The sequence below is a fragment of the Streptomyces sp. NPDC051662 genome (genome assembly GCF_040681655.1).
Lineage (GTDB): Bacteria > Actinomycetota > Actinomycetes > Streptomycetales > Streptomycetaceae > Streptomyces.
In genome coordinates, this window is the sequence record NZ_JBFAZD010000012.1 from 165,158 (window position 1) to 179,329 (window position 14,172).

Genomic DNA, 14,172 nt, shown 5'->3' on the forward strand with positions numbered 1-14,172 from the left:
TGGACGCATGACGACGCTGTCTGTGACTGGGCACATGGATCTTGCCGAGGAAAGTGTTCCGCTCGTACGGGCTGCTTTGCGCAAGGTGCTGGAGCCGTACCGTGATGACCTTGTCGGGGTGTCGTGCATTGCCGCTGGATCGGACAGTCTCTTCGCGGAAGAGGTGGCGGCCCTCGGCGGGCGCCTCGTCGTGCTGATTCCCTCCGTGGACTACCGGGCGAAGAAGGTGAAGGGGGATCACGCCCCGGTCTTCGACCATCTCGTGGAGGCCGCTGTTGAGGTGGTAACGCTGCCGAACGAGACGGCGAACAGGGCGGCGTACGAGGAGGCGAACGCGCTTCTTCTGGAGCGCGGTGATCGGCTCGTTGCGGTGTGGGACGGGACGCCTCCCTCTGGGAAGGGTGGCGGCACAGCCGACACGGTGCTGCTGGCTCGTGAGGCGGGGCTTCCGGTGGATGTCGTATGGCCGGAAGGCGCCACGCGGCGGGCCTGATCGTCCCGGGGGCGGGGAACCTGCTTAGATCCGCCTCGTGGCAATCGGCTCCGGTACCTCGGATATACCCACGAAAGCGCCCCCGCCCTCCCGTTAGGAGAGCAGGGACGCGGCGGTGTGAAGTCGTTTACGCGGACGCGTGTACGCCGCTCCGGGCCTCCGGGACTGACGTCCCTGACGGAGCGCCGGTGATCTTCTACACGTGCGAGCCTGACCAGCGGACCTGACCGACGAAAATGCCACCTGCCCAGCCCGTGAAGGCGAGACAGGGGGCGCGGTGCGTGCGGGTCAGCGGTAGAGGGCGATCAGGCTTCCTTCAGCCCGGCTGGTGGCCCGGCCGTATCGAACCCACGTTTTTCCCCTGTCACCCCTTGGGGTTGTCCTGCCGCGCCTCGGCTATGCCGGGGGTCGTTGCGGGCAGGGTGAGGAGCGGGATTGTACGTAGTGGGGTATTGCGGTCGATACCGGAGGGCGAGGTGGTCAAGGTTCTCTGTCGGCTGATCACGGCAGGCGCCGTATTGACTCCCCGTCGGTCCAGGGCCCGGGCGCGGTGGTGAAGAACCCCGTGACCCGGGCCTCGCGGTTTCCTCTCCTCGACAGTCCCAGCGAGAGATCCGAACTTCTTCGACTCCTCTGGAGGAACGATGACGTCCAGGCAATGGGCGGTTGGGGCCTGCCGGGCCACGGTCCGGTTCGCGCTCTGTGCGGTAACGGCGGTGCTGGTCACGCTGAGCGGGATCAACCCCGCGGCTGCCGCGTCAAAGGATTTCCATGTGACCTACAAGTCGGGCAGTAACTATGCCCAGAATTACTACGACGTGGACATCAAGGGCACGGTCACCCGGACCGGTGATCGGTATGAACTGAAAGGCACCGTGACAGCCCGGTGCGTCCGCAAACAGGGACCGGATCAGCTTTGGAGCCTGGCTTTCGGGTCCAGTGCCGAAAGCTGGCGGTATACGCGAGGGCCCTGCACCGACAGGCCGACAACAACGGCGATCAGGGAAACGGGCCGTCTGCGTCCGGATGGGCGTGTGTACGTCCAGGCAGGTGCCTATGGCGGCGAAGCCCTCGGCGCTTGGGGCTGGGGAACCCAGAGAAGCGTCTGGGTGTAACCGCGGTAGTCCCAACGCGACCCGGAGCAGGACGCCGGCAAGGTCCTCGGCTGCTGAGGGCGCCTTAGGCGGGGAACGCGGAGAGCGCCCCTCTCTCCAGCCCGGAAGCTGGACGGAGGGGCGTGGCGCGTGCGGGTCAGCGGTAGAGCGCGATCACCACGGCGGCGACAGCGGCCAGGGCGGTGATCGTGGGCAGAGGCCACCGAGCACGCTCCAGCACGCGGAGCCGGGACTCGTGATCGGCGACGTCGCCACGAATGTCCGAGGTCTCCCGGAGGACCTCGTCCAGCTTCATTTCGATGCGGTCAACTCCCCTGCCCAGCTTCTGTACCTCCTGATACGTCTGGGTGGAGCTGCTGTACACGCCTGGGTCGGGCGGGGTGGTCACTGACGGTCCCGTACGGTCTCGGTGCCCCCCCGGGCCCACCTCGTACCGTCCGCACCCCCCTCCGCGACCAGCCGCTTGCCGGGCAGATGGCCGCCGCGGCCTTCTCTATCGCCTCCAGCTGGGCGGCCGGCCACGGGTCCGTGCCATTGCCAGATACACGGTGCCGTCCTTGGCGATCACACCGTGGCACAGCGGGCCCGGCAGGCTCGAATCGAGACGGTGCCGTCCGGCCGGACAACGCCGTCGGCCACTGTCCCGGTGCCGGAGACTCCCGTGACGTCGTGGTCGCGCTCCAGCGTGAACAGCCGGGGCGGCGTGAGAACTTCATCAGGCATGTGCCTCCCAGGGCATGAAGAGTGGCCCAGGGCCGTACATGGAGCTGTTCGAGGAGTACGAGGAGGAGCTGACCGAGCGCGCGGCGGCGGCCGTCCCCCGTGCCCGGAAGACGGTGCCCGACACCTCCGCTCATGCACCTCACGCACCGCTCACGCAGGAGCCAGAAGAAAAAGGCCAGGCCGAGGAGCAAATACTCCCTGACCTGGCCTCCAGCTGGAGCCCCCTGTCGGATTCGAACCGACGACCTACGCATTACAAGTGCGTTGCTCTGGCCAACTGAGCTAAGGAGGCATGCCCGAGCAGTGTAACCGGCTTCGATCACCGCTCCGCCAGAAATTTCGTTCGTGCAGGACTACTGACAGATCAGTAATGGACAGGTACCGTCACCTCAAGTTCACCCAGGTGGACTAGACCCATCCTCCGCCCCCGGCGGAGGACCCACTCCTTTACTCGGATCGTCCGGCACGTTCCTGCCGGTGAGGGGACACATCGCCATGGCAACTGTCTCGTTCGACAAGGCAACCCGCGTTTACCCGGGTTCCACCAAGCCCGCTGTCGACCAGCTGGAGATCGAGATCGAGGATGGCGAGTTCCTCGTCCTCGTCGGTCCGTCCGGCTGCGGCAAGTCGACCTCCCTGCGCATGCTCGCGGGTCTTGAGGACGTCAACGGCGGCGCCATCCGTATCGGTGACCGCGATGTCACGCATCTGCCGCCGAAGGACCGGGACATCGCCATGGTGTTCCAGAACTACGCGCTGTACCCGCACATGTCCGTCGCCGACAACATGGGCTTCGCGCTCAAGATCGCCGGTGTGAACAAGGCGGAGATCCGCAAGAAGGTCGAAGAGGCCGCGAAGATCCTCGACCTCACCGAGTACCTCGACCGCAAGCCGAAGGCCCTCTCCGGTGGTCAGCGGCAGCGTGTCGCGATGGGGCGCGCCATCGTGCGTGAGCCGCAGGTGTTCCTCATGGACGAGCCGCTGTCGAACCTCGACGCCAAGCTCCGTGTCTCCACCCGTACGCAGATCGCGTCGCTCCAGCGCCGCCTCGGCATCACGACGGTGTACGTGACCCACGACCAGGTCGAGGCCATGACCATGGGCGACCGGGTGGCGGTTCTCAAGGACGGTCTGCTCCAGCAGGTCGACTCGCCGCGCAACATGTACGACCGCCCCAACAACCTCTTCGTCGCCGGCTTCATCGGCTCCCCGGCCATGAACCTGGTCGAGGTGCCGATCACCGACGGTGGTGTGAAGTTCGGCAACAGCGTCGTGCCGGTCTCCCGTGACGCGCTCGCCGCCGCCGCGGACAAGGGTGACAAGACCGTCACGGTCGGTGTCCGCCCCGAGCACTTCGATCTCGCGGAGGAGAGCGGCGCCGGTGGCGCGCTCTCCAAGGACGCTCCGGCCGGTCTGGCCGTGACCGTCAATGTCGTCGAGGAGCTGGGTGCCGACGGTTACGTCTACGGCACCGCCGACCTCGGCAGCGAGAAGAAGGACCTCGTGGTCCGCGTCAACGGCCGCGCCGTACCGGAGAAGGGCGCCAAGCTGCATGTCGTCCCGCGCGCCGGTGAGACGCATGTCTTCTCGACCTCGACCGGTGAGCGTCTGACCGACTAGGGGTACAGCCGGAACGGCCGAAGAACGGCCAGGACGGCAGGTTTACGGGCGCGCACGGCGCGTACGGCTGACGCGCCCGCAGAGCCCCCGGTCCGAATTCGTCCGCACGGCCCCGCACTCCGGTGCGGGGCCGTCCGCGTCTGTCGACAAATACCCCGGCAGACCGGCCATTTCGGACAGGGCGCGTCAACACCCGATTCGAAAAGTCCGGTCGAACCATCCCTCACACGAGTGACTAAATGTCGCCAAATCATTACTGACCGCTACGCTCGCCTGCGTGACCCACACAGCCCGCCGTATCGGCCGAACTCTCGCTCTCGTACTGCCCGTCGTCCTGGTGCTCTCCGGGACCCTCGCGGTCGCCCGCGTCCCGTGGGCGGCCAGCAACTCCGAGTCGCAGGTCCTGACCGCCTCTTCGGACACCGCATCGGTCCGGGCCAAGTCCCGTACACCCCAGGACATTCTGCGCGACCAGCTCCTCGTGGAGCTTCAGGAGAAGGATCCCGGCATCGCCCTGACGCACCTTCAGCGGCAGGTCGAGGAGCGCCCGTCGCTCGCCAAGCACTGCATGTCGATCGCGCGGGCCCTCGGCCGCGCCGCCGTGGCCTCCTACGGCCCGACGCGCGCGCAGTCCTTCTCGCGTCCCGTGTGCGACACCTCGTTCGCGTACGGCGTCTCCCAGCAGAGCGCGGGGAGCTGACCGCGGGGACTGACCGCCGGCTCCTTGTCCGGCCCGCCTATCGTTCACGGCATGCATACGTATCCGACGCAGGCCGTGGTTCTCGCGGGCGGCCAGGGGTCGCGGCTGCGCCCGTACACCGATGACCGGCCCAAGCCGATGGTCGAGATCCCCGGAACGGGGACCCCGATCATCGGCCATCAGCTTTCCTGGCTCGCCGCCGAGGGCGTGACCGATGTCGTCATCTCGTGCGGCCATCTCGCCGAAGTCCTCCAGGAATGGCTGGACTCGGCGGATCTTCCGCTGCGTGTCACCACCGTGGTGGAGCCCGAGCCGCTGGGGCGCGGCGGCGGCCTCAAGTACGCCGCCGCGCGCCTGCCCGCCCCCGATCAGCCCTGGTACGCCACCAATGGCGACATCTGGACGCGTTTCTCGCTGCGCGAGATGGCCGCGTTCCACGCCGAGCGTGACGCGACCGCGACACTCGCGCTCGCCCGGCCGCGGATCCCGTGGGGGGCCGTCGAGACGGACGAGTTCGGTCATGTCCTCGACTTCATCGAGTCGCCCCCGTCGCCGTATCTGATCAACGCGGGGGTGTACGTGTTCTCCACGGGCTTCGTCGAGTTGCTGCCCGATCGCGGCGACCACGAGCGGACCACCTTCCCCCGGCTGGCGCGGCAGCGCCGGCTGGCGGGCTATCCGCTGCCGAACGGGGCGTACTGGCGGGCCATCGACACCGCGAAGGACCTCACGGAGGCGGCCAAGGAGCTGGCGGCCGGCGGCCCCGGGCGCCCTGCGGGCCCCGTCACGGGCGCCGCGCCCCTTCCCGGGCATCCCGGGAGCCCCGGAAGCCCCGTAGGACGCTGACGGCCCTCCTGGGCGACCAGTGAGGGGCGGCCACCCCGCTCGGGTGGCCGCCCCTCGGTCCTGCTCTCGGTTCCCGCCCCGAGTTCCCGCCCTGAGTTCCTGCCCTCAGTTCCTGTCCTCGGTCGGCTTACGTGACGACGTCAGCCGAGCAGGCCGCCGATCGGGTTGCGGTTGCCGCCGCCCGAGGACGAGCCTCCGGTGCCGGCTCCCCCGTCCCCGCTGCTGCCGCTGCCGCTGCCTCCGCCGCTTCCGTCGCCGCCCGTACCGCCCGTGGAGGCCGGTCCCTGGCTGCTGGACGGCGGCGGCGCCTGCTCCGCCGTCCGCGGGGCCTGCTGGACGGTGCCCTGTGTCTGGCTGGGGGGCTGCTGAATCCGTCCCGTACCCGTCGTGGCGCCCCCGCTCTCGCGGACCTGCCCGTCACTGCCGGGCGCGGTCTGCGGGGCGGTGGGGCTGCCCGAGCGGCTCGCGGACGGCTCGGACGACGAACCGCCCTCGGCAGCACCGCTGTCGGGCGAACCGGACGCGCTGCTGGTGCCTCCGCCGCGCTTCTGCGGCAGCGGGACGCCCGGCAGCTGGTTGACCGGGTCCACATTGGGTCCCGGCACGGTCACCATCTCGGCGGAGCGTACGGCGCCGCCCAGGACCGAGCCGACCAGCAGCGTGAGACCGATGACGACGGTCGCCACGACCGCGCCCCGGCGCAGCACCCGGCGCCGCAGATCCCAGATCTCGGAGCGGGGCCCGAGCCTGCGCCAGGCCTCGCCCGCGAGCCGCCCGTCCACGGAGTAGACCGGGGCGCCCGCGATGATCAGCGGGGACCAGGCGGCGAGGTAGATGATGTCGGGCGCGTCGTACGCCGGGACGGTCCGCCAGCTGACGGTCAGCAGCAGCGCCGCCGAGAGCAGCGCCCCGAAGGAGGCGGCGACCCGCTGCCAGAGGCCGAGGACCGTCAGTACGCCGACCACGATCTGGAGGAAGGCGACGCTGAGTCCCGCGCCGACGGGGTGGGAGAGCGCGAAGTCCCGCAGCGGTTCCGCGAGGGCCCAGGGGTGCAGGGAGTTGAGCCACTTCACCATCGAGCCGCGCTCGCCGCCGTCGAAGTAGACGGGGTCGCAGAGCTTGCCCATGCCGGCGTAGATCGAGATGAAACCGAGGAAGACGCGGAGCGGGAGCAGCACCACGCCGAGGTTCATCCGGCGGCCCGGGTAGTACGCGTGCCGTACGCCCGCGTCGCCGGCGCGCGCGCCCTCCGCGCCGTGCCGCAGGGAGCGGTCCCGCTCGTCGGAGTCGGGGCCGAGCTCATACGGCTCCTCGTCGGGCGCGCCGTATCCGGCGTCGTAGCCGGAGTCGTAGCGGGTGGAGTCGTAGCGGGTGGAGTCGTGGCGCGCGTCGGTGTCGGGGGCCGTGTCGTACGCGCCGACCGCCTGCCGCATGGGCGGCAGCAGTGGTGTGGCGGTGGTGCGGGGGGCACCGGCCGGGGCTGGTTCGCCCACGCGGGGGCCGACGACGGGTGTCGGTACCGTCGTGTCGCCTTCCACATCGATCCGCGGGATGACCTGGGTGGCCCCGGCGTCGTACCCCCTTCCGGGTGCTTCTGGCAGACCGGGCGTGTCGCGGTACGCGCCGCGCGCCGGCAGGGCGGAGGAGTTCCGTACGGCCTGGAGGAGTCCGCTGGCTCCGGGGTCCCCCGGCTCGGACTTCCCGCTCCAGACGACGGGCGCTCTGCGGCGCGCCGCTCCACCGCCGCCCCCGCCGCCCCCACCGCTCATGCGGGGCATACGCGCGGTGTCCGCGGCCGCGGCGCGCGCGGCGCCGGGGCGCTGGGGCGTTGCGAGCTTCACCCGGAAGCTGGCGTGGTTCACGATGACCTGCGCGGGGTCGCAGTCCACTTTGAGCATGCTCAGCGGGGGCTGATCGTCGAACCCGGGCCGGGGCGTTCTGGTGTCCACACTCATCTAACCGAGTGACTTGTGTTTAGGACACTGCCTTGACGCGCGGGAAATGTCCGAGACCCGTCAAGATCACTACGGAGGCCCGTTCAGGGTCGCGCGGACCGCCCTCAGGACCGGCGGCGCGACGCCTCGTACAGCACCACTCCCGCGGCGACCCCGGCGTTCAGCGACTCGGCGCCGCCCGGCATCGGGATCCGGAGCCGGACATCGCAGGTCTCGCCGACCAGCCGGGACAGCCCCTTGCCCTCGCTGCCGACGACGATCACGACGGGACCGCCGAGCGCTTCGAGGTCACCGACCTCGGCCTCGCCGTCCGCCGCGAGGCCGACGACGGTCAGGCCCGCCTTCTTGTACGCCTCAAGCGTGCGGGTCAGGTTGGTGCAGCGGGCGACCGGCGTGCGGGCCGCCGTACCGGCCGACGACTTCCACGCACCGGCCGTCATCCCGGCGGCGCGCCGCTCCGGTACGACGACACCGTGCCCGCCGAAGGCGGAGACGGAGCGGACGACCGCGCCGAGGTTGCGCGGGTCGGTGACCCCGTCGAGCGCGACGATCAGCGGGTCCTCACCGTCGTCGAAGGCCGCGGCGGCGAGGTCGTCGGGGTGGGCGTACTCGTACGGCGGGACCTGGAGGACGAGGCCCTGGTGGTTCAGGCCGTTCGTCATCCGGTCCAGCTCGGGCTTGGGCGCCTCCATCAGATGGATGCCACCGCGGTCGGCCGCGAGCTGGAGCGCCTCACGGACACGCTCGTCGTTGTCGATGAACTGCTGTACGTAGAGCATCGAGGCGGGCACGCCGTCGCGCAGCGCCTCGAAGACGGGGTTGCGGCCGACGACCATCTCGCTGGTGCCCTTGCCGCCGCGACGGGCGACCTGGCGGCGCGCGGTCTGCTTGGCCTTGGCGTTGGCGGCGCGGTTCTGGACATGGCCCTTGCGCGCGGACGCGGGCGGTGTCGGGCCCTTGCCCTCAAGCCCGCGGCGTCGCTTGCCACCGCTGCCGACCTGCGCGCCCTTCTTGTTGGACGTGCGGCGGTTCCTGCGCTGGCTGTTCCCGGCCATGACCTACCTGTTTCGTTGCTTCAGAGGTGTTTCGGACGTGCGTGCGCGACGTCAAGTTTTACGCGTCAGCGTACGCAAGTGTGCCGCCCGGAGCGCCGGGCGGCACATATGCCCAGGTCAGCGCGGTCCGAGCGTCCAGCGCGGGCCCGTCGGGCCGTCCTCGATAACGAGTCCGGTCTGCTGGAGCTGGTCCCGGATGGCGTCGGCGGAGGCCCAGTCCTTGCGACCGCGCGCCGCCTCGCGCTGTTCCAGTACGAGCCGTACGAGCGTGTCCACGACGCCGTGCAGATCTTCGCCGCGGTCCGTCTCGCCGGCCCAGTGCGGGTCGAGCGGGTCCAGACCGAGGACTCCGAGCATGGCCCGTACCTCGGCGAGCCGGGCGACGGCCGCTTCCTTGTCGTCGGCGGCGAGCGCGGAGTTGCCCTGGCGGACGGTGGTGTGGACGACCGCCAGCGCCTGCGGGACACCGAGGTCGTCGTCCATGGCCTCGGCGAAGGCGGGCGGCACCTCCCCGGCCGGCTCCACCACGCCCCCGGCCTTCTCCACGACCCGCTGGACGAAGCCCTCGATCCGCGCGAAGGCGGACTCCGCCTCGCGCAGGGCCTCCTCGCTGTACTCGATCATCGAGCGGTAGTGCGGGGTGCCGAGGTAGTAGCGCAGCACGATCGGGCGCCAGTGCTTGACCATCTCGGAGACCAGCACCGAGTTGCCGAGCGACTTGGACATCTTCTCGCCGCTCATGGTGACCCAGGCGTTGTGCACCCAGTACTTGGCGAACTCGTCGCCGTACGCCTTGGCCTGCGCGATCTCGTTCTCGTGGTGCGGGAAGATCAGGTCGATGCCGCCGCCGTGGATGTCGAAGACGGTGCCCAGGTACTTGTGGGCCATGGCCGAGCACTCCAGGTGCCAGCCGGGCCTGCCTCGTCCCCAGGGGGTCTCCCAGGACGGCTCGCCGGGCTTGGCGGCCTTCCACATGGCGAAATCCCGCTGGTCGCGCTTGCCGGTCTCGCCCTCCCCCGAGGGCTGGCGCAGATCGTCCAGGTCCTGGTTGGACAGCTCCAGATAGCCGGGGAAGGAGCGGACGTCGAAGTAGACGTTGCCGTCTGCCTCGTACGCGTGACCACGCTCGATCAGGCCGCGCATCATCTCGATCATCTCGGTGATGTGGCCGGTGGCGCGCGGTTCGTAGGTGGGGGGCAGGCAGCCGAGGACGTCGTAGCCCGCGTTGAAGGCGCGCTCGTTCTCGTAGCCGATCGCCCACCACGGCCGGCCCTGGGCGGCCGACTTGGTGATGATCTTGTCGTCGATGTCCGTGACGTTGCGGATGAACGTCACGTCGTAGCCGCGGTACTCGAACCAGCGGCGCATGATGTCGAAGTTCAGTCCCGACCTGATGTGCCCGATGTGGGGCGCGGCCTGCACGGTGGCGCCACACAGGTAGATCGAGACACAGCCCGGCGTGAGCGGGGTGAAGTCACGGATCTGCCGGGCACCGGTGTCGTACAGCCGAATAGTCACGCGACAAGGGTAGTGCGCCCGGGGTAGTGCCCCGCGACCCTTTGGGCCGCGGGGACACCGAAGCGTGACAATTGTTTCCCCGGCCGGCCGAGGTCAGACGCGGCCGACGACCTTGCGCGGGGTGATACGGACGACGACACGCTCGGCGTCGTCGGCGGAGGCCGGGTTGAACTCGGCGTACGGCTTGCCGGTGTACTTGAGCGACAGCTCGTTGATCAGTTCCTGGCCGCCCTCGGTGGTGAGATCCGCGGTGCCGCGGATCTCCGCGTACGTGTACGGGGCGTCGGCGGGCTGCGCGACGACCGTCACCCGGGGGTCACGGCGCAGGTTCTGCTCCTTGCGGCGGCCGACGGTCGTCGAGATGAGCACGTCGTTCCCGTCGCGCTTCACCCAGACCGGCGACACCTGCGGGCTGCCGTCGGGCTGGATGGTGGCGATGTTGACGAAGATCGGCCCGTCGAGGAGCTGCTTGAGGTCCTCGGAGAGTTCGGCTGACATGACTGCCTTCCTGATACCTGGCACACGGGGGTGAACCGGAGGGGCGAACGCTGGTTCGCGTATCCGCCGATGCTCCCCCAACCCACGCCCGCCGACCGGTATTTCAGGCCGGTCGGTCGGCGGGCGTCGTTCGCGGGCCGTCGGTCGCGGCCGTCAGCCGTGGGCGGGGCGGTCGCCGGCCGTCAGCCGTGGGCCGGGCAGTCGCCGGCCGGCCGGTTGTCGGCCGGTCAGCCGTTCCGTACCCCCAGCGCCGTGGCGATCGCGGCCAGCCCCTCGCCCCGGCCGGTGAAGCCGAGCCCGTCGGAGGTGGCGGCGGAGATCGAGACCGGCGCGCCGACCGCCGCGGAGAGTACCTTCTGCGCCTCTTCCCGCCGCTTGCCGATCTTCGGCCGCACGCCCACGACCTGGACGGCGACATTGCCGATCGTGAAGCCCCCGGCCCGGACGATCCTGGCGGCCTCCGTGAGGAGGGTGATCCCGGACGCGCCCGACCACTCGGGGCGGCCGGTGCCGAAGTGGGCCCCCAGATCGCCGAGGCCGGCCGCGGAGAACAGCGCGTTGCAGGCGGCGTGCGCGACGACGTCCGCGTCGGAGTGGCCGGCGAGTCCGGGGCCCTCGCCCTCCCAGAGCAGGCCCGCGCACCACAGCTCGCGGCCCTCCTCGAAGGCGTGGATATCGGTGCCGATTCCGACCCGCGGCAGCGCCACGGCCACTGGCGGCAGGCTGTCAGAAGCCATCGTTGGCCCTCCTCCGGGCGAGTACCGCCTCGGCCAGCACCAGATCCAGCGGCCGGGTCACCTTGAACGCCTCCTCGTGTCCCGGTACGACCACCACGGGCGCGCCGAGCCGTTCGACCATACCGGCGCAGTCCGTGGCGCCCTCACCGACCGCCGTCTCGCTGCGATGGGCCCGCTGGAGCGTCTCGCGGTCGAAGCCCTGCGGGGTCTGTACGGCGCGCAGCAGCGCTCGCTCGGGGGTGGCGACGACCGGCTCGGGCTCGCCCTTCGCCCGGGGCTCGACCTGCTTGACGGTGTCCGCGAGCGGCAGCGCGGGCACGACGGCGGGCGCTCCGTCGCGTACGGCCTCGATCACGGCGTCCACGGTGTCGACGGGCACGAGCGGGCGGGCCGCGTCATGGACCAGGACCGCGGTGATGCCGTCGGGGAGGGCCTCGATACCGAGCCGTACCGACTCCTGGCGGGTCTCACCGCCGGGTACGACGAGATAGTCCGTGCGCTCGGGCAGCGCGTGTTCGTTGAGGAGGTTCTTGACCTCGGGGGCGCCCTCGGGCGGCGCGACCACGACGACGAGCGAGACGGCACGGGACGCGGCCATCGCGCGGACGGCGTGGATCAGCATCGGTGTGCCGCCCAGGGTGCGGAGCGCCTTGGGGGCGCCGGGACCGAGCCGTACGCCCCGGCCTGCGGCGGGGATCACCGCGGCGGTGCGGTGGGGCCTGGCTTCCTCTGACATCGGTTGCACTCCGGCAGGTTTGTTTCCTCGGCCGACATGGGTATGGCCACAGCGTGCCGGGCGCGACGCCTTGACCGGACCCTTCCGTGACACCCGGGTCGAGACGTACCGCGCCGGCCATGAGGCGGACACGTCGCGACACGACACATGCGTGTCGCGAGTATCACGACAAGTGAATGTGTACGGGGGATGTATACGGAATGTCGGACGGGATGCGGGTATACGGGCATGCCGCAGCGCCCGGCGACGCAGCCTTTTCCTCATAGCTGGTCAGCGGGCACCACGGCATTCAGTGCTAGTGCTTCACTGCGTCAAGATATTCAGGACGCGAGGACCTCGTCGAGCAGAGCCTCGGCCTTGTCTTCATTCGTGTTCTCCGCGAGAGCCAGCTCGCTGACAAGAATCTGCCGCGCCTTGGCGAGCATGCGCTTCTCACCTGCGGAGAGTCCGCGCTCACGTTCCCGGCGCCACAGGTCGCGCACGACTTCGGCGACCTTGATGACATCGCCGGAGGCGAGCTTTTCGAGATTTGCCTTGTAGCGACGGGACCAGTTCGTCGGTTCCTCTGCGTACGGTGCCCTGAGCACCTCGAAGACCCGGTCCAGCCCGTCCTGACCGACCACATCGCGCACGCCGACGAACTCCGCATTGTCCGCCGGTACACGCACCGTCAAGTCGCCCTGGGCGACCTTGAGCACCAAGTAGGTCTTGTCCACGCCTTTGATCTGGCGCGTTTCGATGGCCTCGATCAGCGCGGCCCCGTGATGGGGATAGACCACGGTGTCGCCAACCTTGAACGTCATGTGACAGGTACCCCTTCCGTGGCTATCCAGGGTAACACGAGAATGGCATCTTCTGAATGGCGTTTTCGCAGGTCAGGGCGCATCTCGGGGCTTGACAACAGCGCCAGGAACGTGCTGCGAGCAGCTTCCGGAAGGGGGTATTCGCAGGTCGGAGCGGCTGCGCGGGCACCCGGAAACGCGCGCGCCACCCGTCGCGGAACGCCTCCTGAAGTGGCCGAACGTCCCGATTTGTCGGATTCTAGGGGGCGAAGTTCCCGTACTCCGTTCGGATGTCGGTCACTCGTACGAGGGGAAGTGCGACGGAAGTACATCGGAAGTACCGCGGAAGTACGAGGGATTCTGAATTTGATCACCATGGCCCCTCGCACGGTATTCGTAAGGAATGTGTGGCGGCCGGAGAAATTGATCACCCGCATTATGTGAACGGCGTGCGAAACACCGCGATCACATGGCCGATGGGGGGTGTGATCAGGGGTGTGATCAGCATGACGAGCCGGTGCGCCCGGCGCGGTCGGGACCGGCCGGAACCCGTCGGGGGCGGGTCGGGTGCGGGGCCGCGACAACGGCTCGGTAACCTGAGGGCCGCTGACGCTCCTTTAGCCCGATCTCAGGTTGGTCAGCTCGTCCTCAGCCCCTCCGTCCGTACGTCCTAGGAGTTGCCGCCGCCGTGAGCCGCAGCCTTCGACGCGGCGCCCTCGCCGCTACCGCCCTCGTGTTCTCGCTCGCCACGCTCTCCGCGTGCGGTGCCGGCAACAACGCGCAGACCCTCGGTGTCCGGCCGGACAACGCCGCCACCTCCGTCGACGTCATCACCATCCAGAACGCGACGGTGGTCACCCAGCCCGAGGCCGACGCGGAGGGCCCGGCGGTCGTCACCGGCACGGTCTTCAACAACGGTGGGAGCGCGCAGACCCTCGACTCGGTCCAGCTGCCCGGCACCGGCGCGACGGTGAAGCTCTCCTCGGCCAAGGGCTCGGGCCCGATCACCGTGCCGGCTCAGGGCTCCGTCCAGCTCGGTGGCGCGGGCAACGCCTCCGCCATGATCGAGAACGGCCGTGAGGCCGCGAAGAACGGCGACGCGCAGCGGGTCGTCTTCACGTTCAGCAAGACCGGCGACGTGGGGCTGCGTGCCTTCGTCTGGCCGGCGAACAGCTTCTTCAAGGAAGTGGGCCCGAGCACGCTGCCGACCCCGTCCGGGACGCCGTCGGGATCTCCGGCGGGCGGCCCGTCCGGCAGCACGTCGGGGACCCCCGCCGGGGGCGCCGAGGGCGAGAGCGGCCAGCCGGGTGGCCAGCCGGACGCACCGTCGGACACGCCGTCCGACTCCGCGTCCGCCTCGCACGAGACGACGGGCTGAGACATGGCTGTGGCGC

Annotated in this window: 15 protein-coding genes, 1 tRNA gene and 1 pseudogene; 6 read left to right on the forward strand and 11 right to left on the reverse strand. The window is 69.7% G+C overall.

The genetic code is table 11. The features are described from left to right. Window positions 1-7: 7 nt before the first annotated feature. Together AB0M67_RS21590 and AB0M67_RS21595 are read left to right on the forward strand one after the other, a co-directional pair. Window positions 8-493: a hypothetical protein gene (locus AB0M67_RS21590; protein WP_365747682.1), complete on the forward strand. Its 486-nt coding sequence runs from the start codon at window positions 8-10 to the stop codon at window positions 491-493. Window positions 494-1,209: 716 nt separating this feature from the next. Then, window positions 1,210-1,608: a hypothetical protein gene (locus tag AB0M67_RS21595; RefSeq protein WP_365747684.1), complete on the forward strand. Its 399-nt coding sequence runs from the start codon at window positions 1,210-1,212 to the stop codon at window positions 1,606-1,608. Between the two features lie 136 nt (window positions 1,609-1,744). Here the strand turns inward: AB0M67_RS21595 and AB0M67_RS21600 are convergent, their stop codons facing one another. The 4 genes and pseudogenes from AB0M67_RS21600 to AB0M67_RS21615 form a co-directional block, all read right to left on the reverse strand. Next, a complete protein-coding gene (locus tag AB0M67_RS21600) occupies window positions 1,745-1,996 on the reverse strand; it encodes a hypothetical protein (protein WP_365747686.1) in 252 nt (83 codons plus the stop codon). Window positions 1,997-2,048: 52 nt separating this feature from the next. Further along, a pseudogene (locus AB0M67_RS21605) lies at window positions 2,049-2,206 on the reverse strand (N-acetylmuramoyl-L-alanine amidase); the annotation flags it as partial. Then, complete coding sequence (locus tag AB0M67_RS21610) at window positions 2,173-2,331, reverse strand: hypothetical protein (protein WP_365747688.1); 159 nt, start codon at window positions 2,329-2,331, stop codon at window positions 2,173-2,175. The gene AB0M67_RS21610 and the pseudogene AB0M67_RS21605, both read right to left, overlap by 34 nt. A gap of 215 nt (window positions 2,332-2,546) precedes the next feature. Further along, a tRNA-Thr gene (locus AB0M67_RS21615) sits at window positions 2,547-2,623 on the reverse strand. Between the two features lie 203 nt (window positions 2,624-2,826). Here AB0M67_RS21615 and ugpC point away from each other — a divergent pair. The 3 genes from ugpC (at window position 2,827) to AB0M67_RS21630 (ending at window position 5,497) form a co-directional block, all read left to right on the forward strand. Then, on the forward strand, window positions 2,827-3,951 hold the full coding sequence (gene ugpC, locus AB0M67_RS21620) for a sn-glycerol-3-phosphate ABC transporter ATP-binding protein UgpC (protein WP_249952196.1): 1,125 nt from the start codon (window positions 2,827-2,829) through the stop codon (window positions 3,949-3,951). Between the two features lie 277 nt (window positions 3,952-4,228). After that, entirely contained in the window at window positions 4,229-4,651 is a 423-nt protein-coding gene (locus tag AB0M67_RS21625) for a hypothetical protein (RefSeq protein ID WP_365747690.1), read from the forward strand. Between the two features lie 51 nt (window positions 4,652-4,702). Continuing rightward, complete coding sequence (locus AB0M67_RS21630; RefSeq protein ID WP_365747692.1) at window positions 4,703-5,497, forward strand: nucleotidyltransferase family protein; 795 nt, start codon at window positions 4,703-4,705, stop codon at window positions 5,495-5,497. A gap of 140 nt (window positions 5,498-5,637) precedes the next feature. Here AB0M67_RS21630 and AB0M67_RS21635 read toward each other — a convergent pair whose 3' ends face one another. From AB0M67_RS21635 to AB0M67_RS21665, 7 genes are all read right to left on the reverse strand, one after another. After that, window positions 5,638-7,452 (reverse strand): DoxX family protein, encoded by a 1,815-nt coding sequence (locus AB0M67_RS21635; protein WP_365747694.1) that lies wholly within the window; start codon window positions 7,450-7,452, stop codon window positions 5,638-5,640. Window positions 7,453-7,556: 104 nt separating this feature from the next. After that, on the reverse strand, window positions 7,557-8,507 hold the full coding sequence (rlmB, locus tag AB0M67_RS21640; RefSeq protein ID WP_365747696.1) for a 23S rRNA (guanosine(2251)-2'-O)-methyltransferase RlmB: 951 nt from the start codon (window positions 8,505-8,507) through the stop codon (window positions 7,557-7,559). Window positions 8,508-8,624: 117 nt separating this feature from the next. Further along, complete coding sequence (gene cysS / locus AB0M67_RS21645; RefSeq protein ID WP_365747698.1) at window positions 8,625-10,025, reverse strand: cysteine--tRNA ligase; 1,401 nt, start codon at window positions 10,023-10,025, stop codon at window positions 8,625-8,627. Window positions 10,026-10,118: 93 nt separating this feature from the next. Further along, the gene (locus tag AB0M67_RS21650; protein ID WP_365747700.1) at window positions 10,119-10,523 is read right to left on the reverse strand and encodes a PPOX class F420-dependent oxidoreductase; all 405 of its coding nucleotides are present in this window, start codon (window positions 10,521-10,523) and stop codon (window positions 10,119-10,121) included. Window positions 10,524-10,750: 227 nt separating this feature from the next. Next, window positions 10,751-11,260, reverse strand: coding sequence for a 2-C-methyl-D-erythritol 2,4-cyclodiphosphate synthase (gene ispF / locus AB0M67_RS21655; protein ID WP_365747702.1), 510 nt, complete (start codon window positions 11,258-11,260; stop codon window positions 10,751-10,753). Then, a complete protein-coding gene (gene ispD / locus AB0M67_RS21660; protein ID WP_365747704.1) occupies window positions 11,250-11,996 on the reverse strand; it encodes a 2-C-methyl-D-erythritol 4-phosphate cytidylyltransferase in 747 nt (248 codons plus the stop codon). Before ispD ends, ispF begins: the two co-directional genes overlap by 11 nt. Before the next feature lie 320 nt (window positions 11,997-12,316). Further along, entirely contained in the window at window positions 12,317-12,799 is a 483-nt protein-coding gene (locus AB0M67_RS21665; protein WP_003953493.1) for a CarD family transcriptional regulator, read from the reverse strand. Between the two features lie 667 nt (window positions 12,800-13,466). Here AB0M67_RS21665 and AB0M67_RS21670 point away from each other — a divergent pair. Next, window positions 13,467-14,156, forward strand: a complete 690-nt coding sequence (locus AB0M67_RS21670; RefSeq protein ID WP_365747706.1) for a DUF461 domain-containing protein — start codon at window positions 13,467-13,469, stop codon at window positions 14,154-14,156. Window positions 14,157-14,172: the final 16 nt, after the last annotated feature.